Origin of the sequence: Nocardia brasiliensis NBRC 14402 (genome assembly GCF_000308475.2) — a bacterium.
Lineage (GTDB): Bacteria > Actinomycetota > Actinomycetes > Mycobacteriales > Mycobacteriaceae > Nocardia > Nocardia brasiliensis.
In genome coordinates, this window is sequence record NZ_BAFT02000044.1 from 19993 (window position 1) to 36894 (window position 16902).

Consider the following 16902-nt stretch of genomic DNA (forward strand, 5'->3'; position numbering starts at 1 on the left):
CTCAGGGGTCGAGGCGTACCGCGCGCGGCCGCGCCAGCCCGGACAGGTCGAGCACACCCTGCCGGACGGCGGCGACGCTGAGCACCTCCATTGTCGCGATCACGATCAGCAGCAGGCCGAGCACCAGGCCGAGCACATCCAGCGAGTCGAACGGCAGCACGCCCACCACGAGGCCGAGCAGCAGGGTGACCAGGCCGAACACCTCCTGCCGACCGCTGCCACGCAACTCGGGTGTCCACACCGCGACGGTCGCGTGACAGATGCCGCGTACCGACCAGGCCAGGCCGACCCAGAACGACAGCAGCAGTGCCGAATTGCCGCCGCTGAAACACAGCACCGCGAGCAATGTCGAGATCAGACCGCTGACGAAAACGAGCACCCGCAGGGCGGGCGCCATCCGCGCGCTGAACGCGATGATCACCTGCAACCCGGCATTGACCAGCAAATACGCGCCGAGCAGCAGTTCCGCGGTCGGCAGCGTCTTGTGTGGCCATACCGCTATGACCACACCCAAGATCATCGAGCAGGCACCGGACACCAGGATCGCCTGCCGGGCTGTCCCGGCCAGTGGGTCCGCACGCCCTTCGAGCTCGTCTTCGGGCATAGCTCCATGATATGAGCGCACACCGCGGTTAGCCGCGTGTTTGCTTTCACTCGGTGCGGCGAGCAGGCATGGCCGAACGGCAGTTGCCGTCTACACCGCGGACAGCACCACGCTACGATCCGACGTCCCGTCCGCGGATTGCCATGGTGCGCTGACCTGTCCGGCGCTCGGCGTGCCCGCCGGCTCCAGCACGCGATGCACCCGCAGCACTCCCCCGATCTCGGTGTGCGTGTTCGCGTCCGTCGCCGTCGCCGCCGCGGGCAGTGCGAGTTCGGCGGGCGTGACCTGGATCGACGGATCGGGTGTGCCGCTTGCGTGCTGCGCCTGGGGCTCGGCGGTACCGGCCAGCAACGCCACGAGTTGCGCTACGACCACCGGGTCGCGGGTGCCGTCGTAGAGCCAGCGCTCACCGAGGACGCCGTGCATCGACGTACCGACGAGCGCCTCTTCGGCGCCGTCGAGCGGTGCCCCGCGGTAGGCGAACGGCACCAGATAAGCGATGGGCTCGGCGGAACTGTCCACGAGCACCATGAACTCGATCCCGACCGCACCGGCCGGGTCGTCCAGGCGGAACCCGCCCGCGCGCCGCAGCACCGGCCGCCCCGTGCCTCGATACCACGCGCGGGTGGGCAACCAGGCGGTCAGCAATTCCAGTTTCGTCGGCACCATCGTCGTCTCGTGGATGACAGCCATCCGTGCGCCCTCCTTCGCCGCCCCGCTCGAACCGCCGGACGCTCCGCTCGAGCATAAGCGAGCACACTCGATGAACTATCGTGCGCCCATTGCCTTTCCGCTTCTCCCGTAAGGTCGTGACGTGCTGGGTTCGGGGAGTGGAGTGTTGTCACGGCCGGTGGTCGCCGGGATGACCGCGCAGCGAAGTGTCGACGAGGGGCCGCGCGACACCGCGCGCGGCTGGTGGGTCACGATCTTTCTCACGCTGGTGGCCGCGGTGCTGCGGTTCGCCGGTCTCGGCACGGCGACCGAGGGCGGCACACCCGTCTTCGACGAGAAGTACTACGCCGTGCAGGCGTGGGAGCTGCTGAACAACGGGATGGGCATCGAGGACAATCCCGGCTTCCCCGTGATCGTGCATCCGCCGTTCGGCAAGATGCTGATCGCGATGGGTGAGGCGCTGTTCGGCTTCACCCCGCTCGGGTGGCGGTTCGCCGCGGCGCTGGCGGGCACCGTACTGGTGTTGCTGGTCGTGCGGATCGTGCGCAGGCTGGCACGCTCGACGCTGATCGGCGCGATCGCCGGGATCCTGCTGATCGCCGACGGCGTCACCTTCGTCTCGTCCCGGATCGGCATGCTCGACATCTTCCTGACCGTGCTGGTCACCGGCGCGTTCGGCTGTTTGATCGTCGACCGTGACGAGGTACGGGCCCGGCTGGCGCGCGCCGCGGCGACCGGCACGCCGTGGGGCCCGCGGCTGGGCGTGCGGTGGTGGCGGTTCGGGGCGGGCGTCCTGCTCGGACTGGCCTGCGCCACGAAGTGGTCCGGGTTGTATTTCGTGGTGGCCTTCGCGATTCTGTCGCTCGGTTTCGATGTCACCGCGCGCCGCGCGTACGGCGTGCCCCGGCCGTTCGTCGGCACGCTGGTCCGGGACGCGTTACCGGCCGCGTTCGCGCTGCCGTTCGTGGCGCTCGGGGTCTATCTGGGGTCGTACGCGGGTTGGTTCGCCAGCGAGTCCGGGGTGAACCGGCACGCGGTCGGCATCCAGGTGGGGCCGGGCGGCTACTTCTCGTTCGTGCCGGATGCGTTGCGCGCGTTGTGGTTCAACCATTCCCGAGTGCTGGACTTCCACACCCACCTCACCAACTCGGCGGGCAACCACCACGCCTGGGAATCCAAGCCGTGGACGTGGCCGATGGGCTTGCGTCCGATGCTGTACTACTACCCCGAAAACGCCCACGGCTGCGGGGAATCCGAGTGCGTGCGGGCGATCATGCTGATCGGCACCCCGGCCGTCTGGTGGTTGGCGTTCCCGGTGCTGGGCTGGGCGCTGTGGCAGACCGCGACGCGGCGCGACTGGCGCTACATCGCCGTGCTCACCGCGTACGGCGCCGCGTGGCTGCCGTGGTTCGGTGCGCTGGACCGGCAGATGTACTTCTTCTACGCGACCGTCATGGCGCCGTTCCTGGTCATGCTGCTGGCGCTGGCGCTCGGCCAGATCCTCGGGCGCGCAGCGGAATCCAGGGAACGGCGCGGCACCGGACTGCTCGCGGTATGCCTGTATCTCGGCTTGGTGGTGGCCAACTTCATCTGGCTCTATCCGATTCTGACCGGCCTGCCGATCACACCGGCGAGCTGGCAGCACCATCTCTGGCTGCCGAGTTGGCGGTGAGCGAGTAGTTCAGTCGAGGCAGAATTCGTTGCCCTCGATGTCCTGCATCACCAGACAGGATTCGTTCTCGTCGTCGGCGAGCAGCAGTTCCAGCCGGGTCGCGCCGAGCGGGAGCAGCCGGGCGCATTCGGCTTCGAGCGCGGCCACCCGTTCCTCGCCCGCCAGTCCCGTGCCGACCCGCACATCGAGGTGCACGCGGTTCTTCACGACCTTGCCCTCGGGCACGCGCTGGAAGTACAGACGCGGTCCCACACCCTTGGGATCCATGGCCGCGGCCCCCGCGTTCCGGCGTTCCGGCGGCAACGTGCTGTTGTACTCGTCCCAGTCGGCGAAGCCCTCCGGCGCCGGCGGCAAGACGTACCCCAGCACCTCGCACCAGAACCGGGCGACGCGCTCGGGATCCGCGCAGTCGAAGGTGACTTGAACCGTTCGCACCGATGCCATCGGCTCACCATAGAGGCGCGGCCGGTCGTCGCGCACGTCGTTTTCGGTGAGAACTGGACGTATGTCTGGGCATTCGGGGCGCAGGGACGGGACCCGCTCGCGGGATCGAGTACCCCGGCGGCGTCGGTAGGGTCACGAGCATGGAGCGGAGTTTTCATTCGGCGGAACAACTTCTGGCTGCCCTGCGTGGGGGTGAGGTGACCTCGGTCGAGCTGACCGAGGAAGCGATCGCCCGGATCGAGCGGGACGACAAAGCGATCAATGCCATCTGTGTGCCGGACTTCGACCGGGCGCGGGCGGCCGCGATCCGAGCCGACGAGGCGCGGAAACGCGGCGAGGACCTCCCGCTGCTCGGTGTCCCGGTGACGGTCAAGGAGTCCTACGACATCGCGGGCCTGCCCACGACCTGGGGTGTGCCCGCGTACCGCGACTACGTGCCCGCCGAGAACGCGGTGCAGGTGTCGCGGATCGAAGCGGCCGGTGCGGTGATCCTCGGAAAGACCAACGTGCCGTTCATGTTGCAGGACATCCAGAGCTACAACGACATCTACGGCACCACCAGCAATCCGTGGGATCACGGTCGCACACCGGGCGGATCCTCCGGCGGGTCGGCCGCCGCCTTGGCCGCCGGCTTCGGTGCGCTCTCGCTCGGTTCCGATATCGCCGGATCGCTGCGCACTCCCGCGCATTTCTGTGGTGTCTACGCCCACAAGCCGACCCTCGGGCTGGTGGCCAGTCGCGGCATGGTCGCGCCACCAGGGCCCGCGCTGCCCGCCGAGCGTGATCTCCCGGTGGTCGGCCCGATGGCCCGCACCGCCCGCGACCTGGCCCTGCTGCTGGACGTGATGGCCGGGCCCGATCCGCTCACGCACGGCATCGCCTATCGGCTGGCGCTGCCGCCCGCCCGCCACGAGCGGCTCGCCGACTTCCGGGTGCTGATCCTCGACGAACATCCGAACATTCCGACCGGGTCCGCGGTGCGCGCCGGGCTGCACCGGGTCGCCGACGCGTTGGTCGCCGCCGGTGTGCACGTGGCGCGGCAAAGTCCTTTACTGCCCGACCTCGCCGAGGCTGCGACGCTCTACACCCAGCTGCTGGTGTCCGATCTCGCCGCGCGTTTCCCCGCGGACAGATACGAATTGCTGCGCGCCGCCGCGGCCGGACTGGATCCGCAGGACGACAGCTATCAAGCCGTGTGGCAGCGCAGTGCGGTGTTCAGCCACCGCGAGTGGATCGAAGCGAACAACCGCCGTGAACTACATCGCCAAGGGTGGCGGCAATTGTTCGCCGAGTTCGACGCGGTCGTGTGCCCGATCACGCCGACACCCGCGTTCCCGCACGACCATACGAGTCTCGGTGCGCGGCGCATCGCTATCGACGGCGTCGACTATCCGTTCAACGACCAGTTCGTCTGGGCGGGCCTGGCCACTATGCCGGGTCTGCCCGCCACCGCCATCCCCGCGGACCGCACCGCCGACGGACTGCCGGTCGGCGTGCAGCTCATCGGCCCGATGTTCGAAGACCGCACCCCGCTGCGCCTGGCCGAGTTGCTCGAGCGGGAGATCGGCGGTTTCCAGGCACCGTGACGGGCGAGCGCGGGTTTCGCCGCCGGGGCGGACGTCGGCCGCATCAAGATCATCCGTTGTGCCGGTGAATGGCATGATCGCGAGGTGAGTTTACGATTCGGTATTCAGTGGGCGCCGACGGCGGCCGAACTGCCGCGGCTGCGTGCGCTGGCGAAGGTGGCAGATCGGGAGGGTCTCGATCTGCTCGGCATCCAGGACCACCCGTACTCCGGCGGGTTGGCCGACACCTTCGCCGTGATCGCCACCGTGCTGGCGGAAACCGAACGGCTGCGGGTGTTTCCGGACGTGGCGAGCCTGCCGCTACGCGGGCCCGCCATGCTCGGCAAGCAGGCGGCGACCCTGGACCTGCTCAGCGGCGGACGCTTCGAGCTCGCGTTGGGTGCCGGCGCGTTCTGGCCCGCCATCCGCGCCATGGGCGGCCCGACACGATCGAATCCCGAAGCGTTGCAAGCGCTCGAAGAAGCGACCGCCGTCATCCGCGCCATGTGGCAGCCCGGGACGAAAGCGAAAGTCGACGGCACGCACTATACCGTGCACTGTGTGCAATCCGGCCCCGCGCCCGCCCATCCGGTCGGGATCTGGTTCGGCAGCGTCGGCCCGAAGGCGAACGCGCTCACCGGGCGCATCGCCGACGGTTGGGCCGCACCCATTCCGCACTATCTGCCCTACGAGAAATGGCAAGCGACGCAAGACATCATCTCGGCCGCCGCCGTCGACGCGGGACGCGCGCCGACCGACATCACCCGGATGGCGCAACTCGTCGGCACCATCACCGATGCACCCGGCCCGGTCACCCTGCGCGGTGAGGAAAAGATCCGCACCGACGCCGCCGGCTGGGCCCGCATCCTGGCCGATCTCGCCACCGAAACCGGCTTCGACACCTTCGTGTACTGGCCGGAGTCCGAGGACGAAACCCAACTCCGTCGCTGGATCGGTGACGTCGTCCCTGCTGTCCGGGCCTTGTGTGGCGAGTAGGTGGACCGGCACCGCGGCTACGAGGCGCCCGCTCGCGCTGGGCGGTCGGTGGCCGGGCGACGGGCTTCGGCGAGTAGTTCGTCCAGTTGCGCCTCGGCGCGTTCGGCGCGAGCGAGTGTTTGCGCCCGCGCCTCGTCGAGTGCGTCGATCCGCTGGGCGGCTTCAGCGCGCGCCTTCTCCACTGCGGCAATGACTTCGGCGCGGGCCGCCGCGATATCAGCGGCAGCGGTCCGGCGGGTTTCGGCGAGTTCGGTGCGGGTGCTGTCGAGTTCGACACGAACCCGGCGCCATTCTTCGCGCGCCTCGTTGGCGGCTTCGATCCGTTCCATCGCCGCCTGCTCGGCGCGTTCGGTCGCTCGTTCGGCGTCGGCGGCCCGCTGCACGGCGAGGTCGCGTTCGGAGTGCGCGGCGGCGACCTTGGCCGCCGCTTCGCGTTCCGCGTGCGCGATATCGGTGGCGGCCCGCCGCTCGGCACGCTCGATCTGTTCGGCCGCTTCCTGCCGGACGCGCGCGATCTCTTCGGCGGCTTCGCGGCGCGCGGTGCGGACCTCGGCCTCGGCCTCGCTGCGCGCGGCGAACACGTCGTCGGCAGCCTGACGGGTGGCGCGTTCGACCTCGCGCAGCGCGTCGTCGCGGGTGCTGTGCGCGTCGGCGATCGCGGCTTCCGCCCGTTCGGCCGCACCGGCGGCGTCATCGGCTGCCGCCTCGGCCAGCGCTCGCGCTTCCTCGGCTTCGCGGCGCGCCTGTTCGGCCGCGACAGTGGCCATTTCGGCCTCCGCGATCCGGCGCGCCGCATCGGCCTGCACCGCCTGGACCTGCGCCTCGGCCACCGAGGGATCGCCGAGCGTGGACAGTTCCGCGACGGCGGCGTTCAGCGTATTACCCAGTTGATCTGCGAGACCCCGGAATTGAGTGAGCAGCTCATCCGCCCGTAACCGAGCCACGGTCACCGGACCCTGCTGCGTCACTGTGACGGAAGCCTCGGTTACCTCCGACTCCTGTTGTAGCCGTTGGCGTTCCCGCCACGCGCGCCATCTCGTGTGATCCGGGTGATCACAGTATTCCGAAGGGCGGCCGGGCCCCCCGCCGCGCGTGATGGGTCGAGCACAGCCCGGGTAGTTGCAGACGTTGGACACTCGAAAATCGTAGCGTTGGTTTCGTCAATAGTGACGTATTAACACGAAACGAAATCTGTCGTGTCGCAGGAAGACTCATGGGCCAGCCATCGGTTCTGACCTCCGATAAGTGAACATTATCGGGGGTCAGAACTTTGGTCGGTCGCTCAACTCCCGTGTCGCTATTACGTTTCCGTTTGGTTTGCGCACACGAAACGAAACTGCTACTAAACCCATCGAAAACTGTGCACCCCTGTACGCCGGTACCAATTCGGTGTCCCCTTCCGAAGTGTCCGAGCGACGCGACGAGCCCTGCCTGTGTGGGAAGCGGGCGGTAGTCCTCCCCCGGCGCATGATGGAATCGGTGCATGGACGAGATCAACTTTCGGTCCGCCACGATCGAGGACCTTCCGGCGCTGGTGCGGATGCTCGCTGATGACACGTTGGGTAGTACCCGCGAGTCGGTGGACGATCTGGGCCCGTATCGCGCGGCCTTCGCTGTCATCGATGCCGATCCGCGCCAGGAACTGCTGGTAGCCGAACACCGCGGTGCCGTAGTCGGCACCGCGCAACTCAGCTTCCTGCCGGGTCTTGGCCACAAGGGGGCAGTACGGGCGCAGATCGAAGCGGTGCGCGTGGATCGACCGCTGCGTGGCAACGGCCTGGGCGCTCAGCTCATCGAGGAGTGTGTGCGGCGCGCGCGGGCGCAGGGTTGCGCCCTGGTGCAATTGACCTCGCACGGTAGCCGCACGGCCGCACACCGCTTCTACGGCAAGCTCGGTTTCGAAGCCAGCCACGTGGGTTTCAAACTGTCACTGGCCGAACAACATCCGCTGCCCACCCCGCCCCTGAAACCGGGGTGTTGAACGCCGCGATCGCCCGTGCAAAGGTTCACGACGTTACCTACCGCGGCATTATCCGTTGTCGCTGACCGTCCGTCACAGTGACACCGAGAATCGAGTGGGGATCGTCGTGCTCGCCGAAGAATCGAACGATCGCAAGCGTCGTGCCACGTTCGATTGGTACTGGTTCGCCTACTGTGGCGCAGCCTGCTTCGGTGTACTCGTTCCGCTCGTGCTGTTGTTCACCGATGTTTGCTTCTACCTGGAGTGCAGCGAGGAGACGCGATCGTTCGCTGTGCCCGTGATCTTCGTCGGCGTCGCCGTCACTGTGCTGGTGGCGGGATGGGTGCTCCGCTCGGACCGGCGGAACAGTAATCGGTTGGCTGGGGTGGTGATCGCCGTGGTCGGGGTCCTCGCCTCGTCCTGCACCGGTTATGGCGTAGTGAATTTCGCCGTTCCCGGCGAGCGGGCATCCTTGGTCCGGGAGGCGGCCGAAACACGAACGATGCTCGACCGGCTGCCGGGCGTCCACCAGGTCACCACCCACTCCGGTAACACGTTCTCCGCGGTCGTCGTGCTGACCGCGGATGCTTCGGCCGAGCAGGTCGCGCAGGTGGTCCGCTCATTCCGCGAGCAGGTGGCCGAGGGGCCGGACTTCCGCGAGTGGGAGGTGGACATAGAAGTTCGCCGGCCGGACAGCGACAGCTCCTTCAAATCCGGTCACAAGGGTTTCGGTGATGCGCCCGAGCACGCGGCACGCTGGCTCGAGCTGAGTCGCGCATTTCCCGCGGACCAGGTGCGGTGGACCACCCAGACCTGGACTTTCTACTTCGCCTCCCCCCGGCGCCGGCCCGCTCGGCGAGACCATCAGCCGCTGCACCTCGCCGACCCGGACCCGCAGCGTGAACCAGCAGCGATTGCTGGATCGTCACGAGATCTGCTGAGGGCGAGCAACTCGAGCACGCCGCGCGGCCAGATCTGAACTGGAGCACCAAAGCCTGGTCTCTCGCTGCGGGGAGACTATGAATTCGGTTGCCTGCGTCGATATTCGGCCGCCCGGGCCTGGTAGTTCTTGTGTTCCTGGGCGTGGTCCGGGGGCAGGTGCGGCGTATCGGGCGATGTCGTGGCGAAGAACCGGGTGAGCGCGGTGTTCGAGCTCACGGCGAGTTCCCCGGATCGGGGGAACATCGTCGTCTCGTAGTGTGCGATCGCGTCGTCGAGATCGTTCTGTTTTGCGATGGCGTGCGCGAGTTCCGCGCCATCGAGTAACGCGAGGTTCGTGCCGTGGCCGCCGAAGGGTGCCATCAGGTGCGCCGCGTCGCCGATCAGGGTGACGCCGGGAACGTGGTTCCAGGTCAGCGGAGCGGGCAGGGCCCAGAAGCTGCGTGGAATGTAGTCGCCGTCGTTGTCGGTGATCAGTGGTCGCATGAGCGCGGACCATTGGCTGAATTCCCGTAGCAGGAAGGCTCGGACGGCCGCGCGGTCGGTGACGTCCACGCCGGCGGTGACGTGCCAGTCGAGTTCGGCGCGGAAGGCGACGTAACCGCGGACCACACCGTTGCTGTTGCGCTGGACGATCACCGCGCGGCCGTCGCCGTCGGTGGAGAACATGTGGCCGTCCCCGACGATCGCGGCGATCTCGGGATGTCTGGTGTCCACGTCGTCGAATCGGGCGTCGAGAAAACTGACTCCGAGGTACTGCGGGACCGCGTCGGTGAGCAGTCGGCGCACCGGCGACCATGCGCCGTCGGCGCCGATGACGAGGTCGGCTTCGGCGCTGACGCCGTTGGCGAATTCCAGTCGGTGCGTGCCACTTTCGAGCGGGGTCGCGCGCAGGAGCTTGTGTCCCCAGGCGACCGTGCCGGGACGCAGGTGCGCATAGAGCATGGTCCGCAGTTGGCCGCGGTCGATCTCGGGCGCCGCGTCGTCGCCCGCGGCGGGAGTGAACTCGGCCAGGACGGTGCCGTGCTGGTCTCGGCGGCTTTTGGCCTGGCCTTCGACCCGGGCCAACGCCCGGAAGGCGTCCATCAGCCCGGCGTCCTCCAACGCGATCTGGCCGCTGTCGGCGTGCAGGTCGAGCGTCCCGCCCGGGTCGCGGGCGTCCACGGCGGCGTCCGCGTCGTACACCGTGGGCTGGATGTCGTAGCTCTGCAGCACACGGGCGCACATCAAGCCTGCGGGGCCGCCGCCGACGATGGCGATACGGGGTGTGGTCATGCGGGTGGATCCTTTCCGAACGTGTTGCGGCGGTGTGGTTGTCGCCGCTGGACGCAGGCCGGACGGTCTGGCCCGAACCAACATAACTGATATCGTTCGAAAAGTATATCCGTTCTACTTATCGATTGGTTCTACCTATGCGCTAGGGTGGGCACATGACCGAACCGGGACGCCGCGAGCGCAAGAAGGCCGCCAACCGCCAAGCCTTAGCGGACGCGGCGCTGAGGCTGTTCCTGGAGCGCGGCTACGACGCGGTCGGCGTGCGGGAGATCGCCGACGCCGCCGACGTCTCGGTGGCCACGCTGTTCAAGCACTTCCCCGGCGGCAAGGAAGCACTGGTCTTCGACCAGGACGCCGACCGCGAGGCAGCGCTCGTCGCCGCCGTCCGCGAGCGCCCGTCCGGCCAGTCCATCCCCCAGGCGCTGCGCACACTGCTACGCGACGAGCGCTCCCGACAGGTCCGCACCGACCCGCGCTTCCCCGATTTCCTGCACCTGATCGACACCACGCCGGCACTGCGCGAGCATGCGCGGCGCATGTGGTTGCGTCACGAGAACGCCTTGGCCGCAGCGATTGTGGCCGACTCCGGGCTACCCGACGGCGACCCCGCCGCGCAGGCGCTGGCCCACTTCGCTCTCGAAGCCGTCAGTCTCGTCCACGGACGAGACGACTCCGAGCGAGCGCTCGACCGGATCTTCACTCTCCTCGACGACGGATGGACAGCCACGGCGCAAAAGTCCGCAAGGCGCGACAGCGACTGACCGCACGGCAGAGCTGCGCTGAAGGTCGCGGCAATCACGAAAGTGACTGTGCAGGAACCGTTGTGACAGTGCAGGGCAAGGGGGCACGCCCAGTACCTGTATCGCCAGGGTCTCCCGGAGATCCGAAATGCCTGTCAGCCTTGTCCAGTCGGCTCCGGCTCCATCGACAAGCCGCCGACGACATTCCCTGGACACACATTGCAGCTGCCCCGATGCGCGATCGTGTCCGCGCATTCTGCCACGGCAGCAAGGACGGAGACCCATGACGGGCAACCAATTCGCCACGCACGCAGAACTTTTCGATCTGAGCGGGAAGTACGCTCTGGTCACTGGCGGCACCGGCGGCATCGGGCTGATGATAGCGCGCGGTCTGCTCCAGGCAGGCGCACGCGTCGTAGTCAGCTCGCGCAAGCCAGAGACGTGCGCACAGGCACAGCGTCTACTGTCCGAATTCGGCGACGTTCGGGCCATCCCCGCCGATCTGTCCAGGCACGACGAATGCCGTCGCCTCGCCGATCTGGTCGAGGCCGACTCCCCACGCCTGGACATCCTCGTCAACAACGCGGGCGCGATGTGGCGCGAGCCGCTGGCGACGTTCCCGGACGAGGCCTGGGACACCGTGCTCGACCTCAACCTCAAGACGCCGTTCTGGCTGGTGCAGGCGCTGCTCCCCGCGCTTCGCAAGGCGGGCGTCGCCGACGATCCCGCGCGGGTCATCAACATCGGCAGTATCGCCGCCATCCACGTCGCCGAATCGCCCAACTACTCCTACGCCAGCAGCAAAGCGGCACTGCATCAGCTCACGAGGGTGCTTGCCAGAGAGCTGGGCCCCGAGCACGTCACGGTGAACGCGGTCGCGCCGGGTCCGTTCCCGTCGCAGATGATGGCGTCCACGCTCGATGCCGTCGGCGACACGATCGCGGCGAAGGCCCCGCTGCGCCGGCTCGGCCGCGACGACGACATGGCGGGCGTCGCCGTGTTCCTCGCCAGCCGGGCCGGGGCCTACCTCACGGGTGCCATCATCCCGGTGGACGGCGGCATCGCGACGACCGCAACGGGTACGTAGGCGTTGACGCGGGGCCTTCCGTTCAATCCGCGTTGCGAATGCCGCCGACGTTCTATCCAGGGCGGTGCGGCAGGTGCCGACTTCGGGATCTCGGGTCGCGGTGGGGCAGGTGGCGTGGCGGTGTTGCACAGGGGCCGGCTCGGCGACGGAGGTGGAATGCGGCAGTCCAGCGGATGACGCCCCGGCACTGGGACGGCTCTGCCCGCGGCGCGGACGACTCGCCGACGTCCCCTCCGAGTCGAACCGGCAATCGATTCCCCGAGGTCGAGCCGGGCCGGCACGTGTCGCAGGATGTCGTAGCGTAGCCGTGGCTGCCCGAATCCCGGCCTCGACGCCAGCCGTCGGGGGTCCCCGCAGTGCCTCCCTCGGACTGCGGGACGGGCCTACGGTGGGAGCATGGCCACCACGGATCTACGCACCGACATCCGGGAGTTTCTCCGCTCGCGTCGCGCCCGCATCACACCCGAGCAGGCGGGCCTGCCCGCTTACGGCGGCAATCGTCGGGTCAAAGGTCTGCGTCGCGAGGAGGTGGCGCTGCTGGCGGGAGTTTCGATCGACTACTACGTGCGCATGGAACGCGGGAGTCTCGCCGGCGCCTCCGACGGCGTGCTCGGTGCGGTGGCCGCTGCTTTGCAACTCGACGAAGCCGAACGCGACCATCTGTTCCACCTCGCGCGCCGATCCGGGACGTCCAACGGTCCCCGCCGGCGCAAGCCTGCCGTGCCGGTGCGCTCGGCGTTGCAGCAGGTGCTCGACGCCGTCTCCGCTGCCCCGGCCTGGATCTGTAACGGCCGCTATGACGTGCTCGCCACGAATCATCTTGCCCGAGCGCTGTTTTCACCGGTGCTGGCCGATCCGCGACGGCCCGCGAACACCGCGCGATTCGTCTATCTGGCTCCCGGGGCGGCCAGGGACTTCTTTGTCGACTACGACCGAATCGCCGCTGACGTCGCCGCGAAGCTACGGATGGAAGCCGGCCGCGACCCGCACGACGAGGACCTGATCGCCCTGGTCGGTGAATTGTCGACGTGCAGTGAGCTGTTCCGGCAACGGTGGGCTTCGCGGGACGTGCGGCTGCGCCGATCCGGACGCAAACGGCTGCACCATCCGATCGTGGGCCGCCTCGACTTGGACGTCGAATCCCTGGAACTCCCCGCCGAACCCGGCCTGCACCTCACCATCTACACCGCCCCCTCGGGCACGCCCACCGCCGACAATCTGGCGCTCCTGGCATCGTGGGCGGCCACCCAGCAGACCCCGGCCACTGAACTCGAAGAACACAACGGCTAGCCCCTCATCAGTACTGGTCATCGGGTCTCGCGCCCCGGCTACCCGAGCCCTATCGATGGCGGCCCCGCATCAACGATTTCGAGTGACAGCTCCAACGGGTCGAAGTGCATGAGTGATTCCATCCACCAGGTCATGCCCGCATCGACGAGCCCGTCGAGATCCACCGATGCCGGTTCGTTCCACGCAGGACTCGCATTGCCCGCGACGACGATCGCGAACCGGCGATCGGGACCACGCCTCGTGCTCTCCACCGCGGTGACCACAGTCCTCAGTTGCTTCGGGGTGGGCGTACGGCCGTCGGCGAGCGGGAAGATTCCGTCGCAGCCGGCGGCTCGGCGAATAACTTTGGGGCTGTTGGTCGAACAGCCCACCCAGATCGGGATGCGGTGCGGCTGCGGGACTGCTTCCGGGAGGTCCACCGTGTAATGCGTCCCCCTGTGCCGGTACGCCCGCCCGGCCCACACCGCCCGGACGATCTCGAGTCCTTCGTCGTACCTGGCGGACCGCGCGCGCAGGTCGTCGCCTTCGCCGAAGCGGCTGAAGTCGCCGGACTCGTCGGAACCCAGGCCGGTGCCGAGCACGAAGCGTCCGTTCGACAGCTCGCTCAGTGTGGCGGCGTGGCGGGCGACGATCCAGGGGCGTCGGCGCGCAAGCGGCGTCACTGTCGTGCCGAACAGGATTCGGTCGGTGGCGTGGGCGACGGCGCCGAGGGTCGTCCACGGGTCGGCGATCGGCATGGTCTCGCGGACCACGTGGTCCCAGAGAAAGACGCCGTCCCATCCGGCCTGCTCGGCCCGAATCGCCAAGTCGACCAGCACTGCCGGGTCGCCGAAGGGGCCGAAGGGCGGTAAGTACACACCGGTGCGAACGTGGTTGTGGTTCAACGAATTCCCCTGACTGGTCGATCGTCGCGCCAGTGATCTTAGGGCTGTATAGGAACTACCTATGGCTTCTGCTGCTTATTCGTCTTTGCCGGTGGCTGTTTCGGCGACATACGGTGAAACAGCTCGACGCGGTGCGCTCCGAAAGCCTTCGTGAATGCGCTCCGATTCTTGTTCGCCGAGTGAATACCCCTGTGGCCGAAAGGGCAAGTGGCGAGATGACTCCTGCCACGGAGCCGAAGTTTTCGACGCCGGTCCGATGACGATTTGAAGGAGAACCGATATGTACCAAGGTAAGACTGCGGTGATCACCGGCGGCAGCACCGGTATGGGGTTCGCGATGGCGAAGCTGCTGGTGGACGGCGGTGCGCGAGTGGTGATCACGGGACGTTCGCAGGCGAGCCTCGACACCGCGCAGCAGCAGCTCGGCGAGAATGCGATCGCCGTGCGCGGCGATGTCGCCGCACTGACCGATCTGGACGCGCTCGCCGATCGCGTGCGAAGCGAATTCGGGACGCTCGACGCGCTTTTCGTCAACGCGGGCATCGCGAAAGCCATGCCGTTCGAGTCGACGACCGAGGAGTTCTACGACGAGTTGTTCGCGATCAACGTCAAAGGTGTCTTCTTCACCGTGCAGAAGCTGTCTCCGCTGCTGAGCCCGACGGCGGGCGTCGTGCTCACCACCTCGAACGCGAACGTCATGGGCATGCCCACGGCCGGCGTCTACTCGGCGGGCAAAGCGGCAGTACGTTCGATGGCCCGCAGCTTGGCCGGTGAGCTGCTTCCCCGCGGGATCCGGGTGAACGCGGTCAGCCCCGGCCCGATCGATACCGGAATCCTGGGCAGCGCGATGACCGCCGAGGCCGCCGCCGAATTCAAGGCAGCGCGGATCGCCGAGAATCCGATGCGCCGTTTCGGCACTCCGGACGAGATCGCCAGGGCCGCAGTGTTTCTGGCTTTCGAAGCCACCTACACCACGGGCGCCGAGCTGGTCGTGGACGGCGGTGCTACCCAGCTCTGAGTTCGTCCGTTCGCACCGGCGCGAACGATGCGGACTTGTGCCACGTTTCCCGACGCAGCAGCTCGAGCAGGGCCGTTTCGGCCGGGCCGGCGTTGTGCCGGACAGCGGCGAGAATAGGCTGCGACACGACGGGGAATACCGGCCGGGCCAGGTGCTCGTAGCCCTGCGGCACCGCGGAGGCCGGGACGAGCGTCACCCCGAGTCCATGCGAAGCCCAGCGCACCGCCGTCGCCGCCTGGGTTACCCGCGCGGCCGTGCTGGGGGTGAGTCCGTTGTCCCGCAGCACATCTCGGAGCACCGCGTCCAGGGCGCTGTCCCGGTCGAAACGCACCCACGGCTCGTCCGCCAGTTCGGGCAACTCGACCCGGTCCGCCCCGAGCAGCCGGTGTCCGGCGGCCAGCACCACGACGAATTCCTCGTCGCCGAGGTGATGGGCGTCGGCCGAGGTCTCCTCGCACGGCGCGGTCACCAGGACGAGGTCCAGCACGCCGCGCCGGCCCATCCGTTCCAGCTCGGCCGGATTCGGCTCTTCGAAGACGGTGACCTCGAGCCGCGGGTAGCGGCGGCGCAGTGCGGCCAGGGCACTCGGCAACTGCCGCGTGCCCAGACCCAGCTGCGCCGCCACCAGCAGTTCGCCCTCGAGTTCCTCGGCCCCGGCCCGGGCGGTCGCCCGCGCCCGGCGCGACGCGTTCACCGCCACCTGGGCGTCCCGCAGGAATGCGCGACCGACGACGGTGGGTACCAGCCCGGTCGGTGTGCGGGCGAACAGCGTGACGCCGAGTTCGCGTTCCAGGGCACGAATCTGCTGGGACATCGAGGGCTGCGCCACGTGCAGCAGTTCCGCCGCCGCGGTCACCGAGCCCACCTCGGCGACGGCCAGGGCGTACTCGTATTGCCGTAACGTCATCGACGCCCGTCCTTCCTGCCGTGGACCGCGGTCCACATCGCGGTGCTCGTGTCGATCCTAGGCTCGTGCGCCGCGGGCCGGTTCGCGCGCCTGGTCGATCTGTTCGCGCAGGATGTCACCGTGACCTGCGTGCCTGGCGAATTCCTCGATCATCGCGAGCAGGGTCCAGCGCATGCTCACCTTGCCTTCGCGGGGATTGTCCTTGGTGTCGTCGAGGTCGAAACGGGCGGCGATCTCGCGGGAGCGCCGGCTGGCCCGCTCGAATTCGGCGATGACGTCGGCCAGTGACTCGTCGTCGGCGACGGCGAAGGTGCCTTCGTCGCGGCGCGAGTAACCGTCGCAGTCGGCTTCGTCGAGGCCCGCCCAGAACCGTTGGAACCAGATCCGTTCCGCGCCGGCGGCGTGCTTGAGCAACGAGATCGGTGTCGTCAACGACGGGACGAGTTTGCGGCGCGCGTCTGCCTCCGACAGACCGCGCACGGTATCGATCAGTGCCTCGCGGTTGCGGTCGAGCATGTTCTCGATGATCGCGCGCTCGCCACCATCGGTTATCCGGTTGATACTCATAGGTTTTCACTCCTTCGCTGGGTGTGCTCGAGGCACGTGGGATGGGCGCGGCGCACGGCCGCGAGTTGGGGGTACGCGAAACGTCCGGTGTCGGGAGACGAACCGGGAAAAGAGAAGCTCTCGCCGCGAAGAATGCGGACCGAGCGTGGTGCGGGCCTACCGCACCGCAGATTCATCAAAGACCTGCTGCCGATAACAGTACTCGATGCCGAGCGGTCCGTCTCGACAATGTGCGGTTCCGGCGGATCGACCGTCGCGCTGTGCCCCGCGAAAACCATTGAG

At 68.0% G+C, this 16902-nt stretch carries 17 protein-coding genes; 9 read left to right on the forward strand and 8 right to left on the reverse strand.

Annotation, left to right across the window (positions count from 1 at the left end; translation table 11 throughout):
* Window position 1: 1 nt before the first annotated feature.
* Both TY25_RS13990 and TY25_RS13995 read right to left on the reverse strand, forming a co-directional pair.
* A complete protein-coding gene (locus TY25_RS13990; protein ID WP_042256427.1) occupies window positions 2-604 on the reverse strand; it encodes a DUF308 domain-containing protein in 603 nt (200 codons plus the stop codon).
* 90 nt (window positions 605-694) lie between these two features.
* Window positions 695-1297, reverse strand: coding sequence for a maltokinase N-terminal cap-like domain-containing protein (locus TY25_RS13995; RefSeq protein WP_042256428.1), 603 nt, complete (start codon window positions 1295-1297; stop codon window positions 695-697).
* A 169-nt stretch (window positions 1298-1466) separates the two neighbouring features.
* Here TY25_RS13995 and TY25_RS14000 point away from each other — a divergent pair, with 169 nt between their 5' ends.
* On the forward strand, window positions 1467-2948 hold the full coding sequence (locus TY25_RS14000; RefSeq protein ID WP_042256500.1) for a dolichyl-phosphate-mannose--protein mannosyltransferase: 1482 nt from the start codon (window positions 1467-1469) through the stop codon (window positions 2946-2948).
* 9 nt (window positions 2949-2957) lie between these two features.
* On the opposite strand, the gene TY25_RS14005 is transcribed toward TY25_RS14000, so the two are convergent.
* Entirely contained in the window at window positions 2958-3392 is a 435-nt protein-coding gene (locus tag TY25_RS14005) for a VOC family protein (protein WP_042256502.1), read from the reverse strand.
* Window positions 3393-3532: 140 nt separating this feature from the next.
* On the opposite strand from TY25_RS14005, the gene TY25_RS14010 reads away from it, so the two are divergent.
* On the forward strand, window positions 3533-4978 hold the full coding sequence (locus tag TY25_RS14010) for an amidase (protein ID WP_042256429.1): 1446 nt from the start codon (window positions 3533-3535) through the stop codon (window positions 4976-4978).
* Window positions 4979-5062: 84 nt separating this feature from the next.
* Entirely contained in the window at window positions 5063-5953 is an 891-nt protein-coding gene (locus TY25_RS14015) for an LLM class flavin-dependent oxidoreductase (protein WP_042256430.1), read from the forward strand.
* Window positions 5954-5970: 17 nt separating this feature from the next.
* Here the strand turns inward: TY25_RS14015 and TY25_RS14020 are convergent, their stop codons facing one another.
* Window positions 5971-6921, reverse strand: coding sequence for a coiled-coil domain-containing protein (locus TY25_RS14020; protein ID WP_042256432.1), 951 nt, complete (start codon window positions 6919-6921; stop codon window positions 5971-5973).
* A gap of 515 nt (window positions 6922-7436) precedes the next feature.
* Here TY25_RS14020 and TY25_RS14025 point away from each other — a divergent pair.
* Together TY25_RS14025 and TY25_RS14030 are read left to right on the forward strand one after the other, a co-directional pair.
* Window positions 7437-7934 carry a GNAT family N-acetyltransferase gene (locus TY25_RS14025; RefSeq protein WP_042256434.1) on the forward strand — a complete coding sequence of 166 codons (498 nt, stop codon included), beginning with the start codon at window positions 7437-7439 and terminating at the stop codon, window positions 7932-7934.
* A gap of 94 nt (window positions 7935-8028) precedes the next feature.
* Window positions 8029-8892: a hypothetical protein gene (locus tag TY25_RS14030; protein ID WP_042256435.1), complete on the forward strand. Its 864-nt coding sequence runs from the start codon at window positions 8029-8031 to the stop codon at window positions 8890-8892.
* Between the two features lie 38 nt (window positions 8893-8930).
* On the opposite strand, the gene TY25_RS14035 is transcribed toward TY25_RS14030, so the two are convergent.
* The gene (locus TY25_RS14035; RefSeq protein ID WP_042256436.1) at window positions 8931-10127 is read right to left on the reverse strand and encodes an FAD-dependent oxidoreductase; all 1197 of its coding nucleotides are present in this window, start codon (window positions 10125-10127) and stop codon (window positions 8931-8933) included.
* A 155-nt stretch (window positions 10128-10282) separates the two neighbouring features.
* Here TY25_RS14035 and TY25_RS14040 point away from each other — a divergent pair, with 155 nt between their 5' ends.
* The 3 genes from TY25_RS14040 to TY25_RS14050 all read left to right on the forward strand — a co-directional run bounded on the left by TY25_RS14040 (window position 10283) and on the right by TY25_RS14050 (window position 13244).
* A complete protein-coding gene (locus TY25_RS14040; RefSeq protein ID WP_042256437.1) occupies window positions 10283-10888 on the forward strand; it encodes a TetR/AcrR family transcriptional regulator in 606 nt (201 codons plus the stop codon).
* 262 nt (window positions 10889-11150) lie between these two features.
* Window positions 11151-11954: an SDR family oxidoreductase gene (locus TY25_RS14045; protein ID WP_042256438.1), complete on the forward strand. Its 804-nt coding sequence runs from the start codon at window positions 11151-11153 to the stop codon at window positions 11952-11954.
* A gap of 396 nt (window positions 11955-12350) precedes the next feature.
* A complete protein-coding gene (locus TY25_RS14050; RefSeq protein ID WP_042256440.1) occupies window positions 12351-13244 on the forward strand; it encodes a helix-turn-helix transcriptional regulator in 894 nt (297 codons plus the stop codon).
* A gap of 38 nt (window positions 13245-13282) precedes the next feature.
* On the opposite strand, the gene TY25_RS14055 is transcribed toward TY25_RS14050, so the two are convergent.
* On the reverse strand, window positions 13283-14128 hold the full coding sequence (locus tag TY25_RS14055) for an LLM class flavin-dependent oxidoreductase (RefSeq protein WP_042256442.1): 846 nt from the start codon (window positions 14126-14128) through the stop codon (window positions 13283-13285).
* A 280-nt stretch (window positions 14129-14408) separates the two neighbouring features.
* Between TY25_RS14055 and TY25_RS14060 the strand changes: the two genes are divergently transcribed.
* Window positions 14409-15146 (forward strand): SDR family oxidoreductase, encoded by a 738-nt coding sequence (locus TY25_RS14060; protein ID WP_042256443.1) that lies wholly within the window; start codon window positions 14409-14411, stop codon window positions 15144-15146.
* Here the strand turns inward: TY25_RS14060 and TY25_RS14065 are convergent.
* Together TY25_RS14065 and TY25_RS14070 are read right to left on the reverse strand one after the other, a co-directional pair.
* Window positions 15133-16053, reverse strand: a complete 921-nt coding sequence (locus tag TY25_RS14065; protein WP_042256504.1) for a LysR family transcriptional regulator — start codon at window positions 16051-16053, stop codon at window positions 15133-15135. The two genes, TY25_RS14060 and TY25_RS14065, sit on opposite strands and share 14 nt — an antisense overlap.
* Before the next feature lie 57 nt (window positions 16054-16110).
* Complete coding sequence (locus TY25_RS14070; protein WP_042256444.1) at window positions 16111-16620, reverse strand: DinB family protein; 510 nt, start codon at window positions 16618-16620, stop codon at window positions 16111-16113.
* Window positions 16621-16902: the final 282 nt, after the last annotated feature.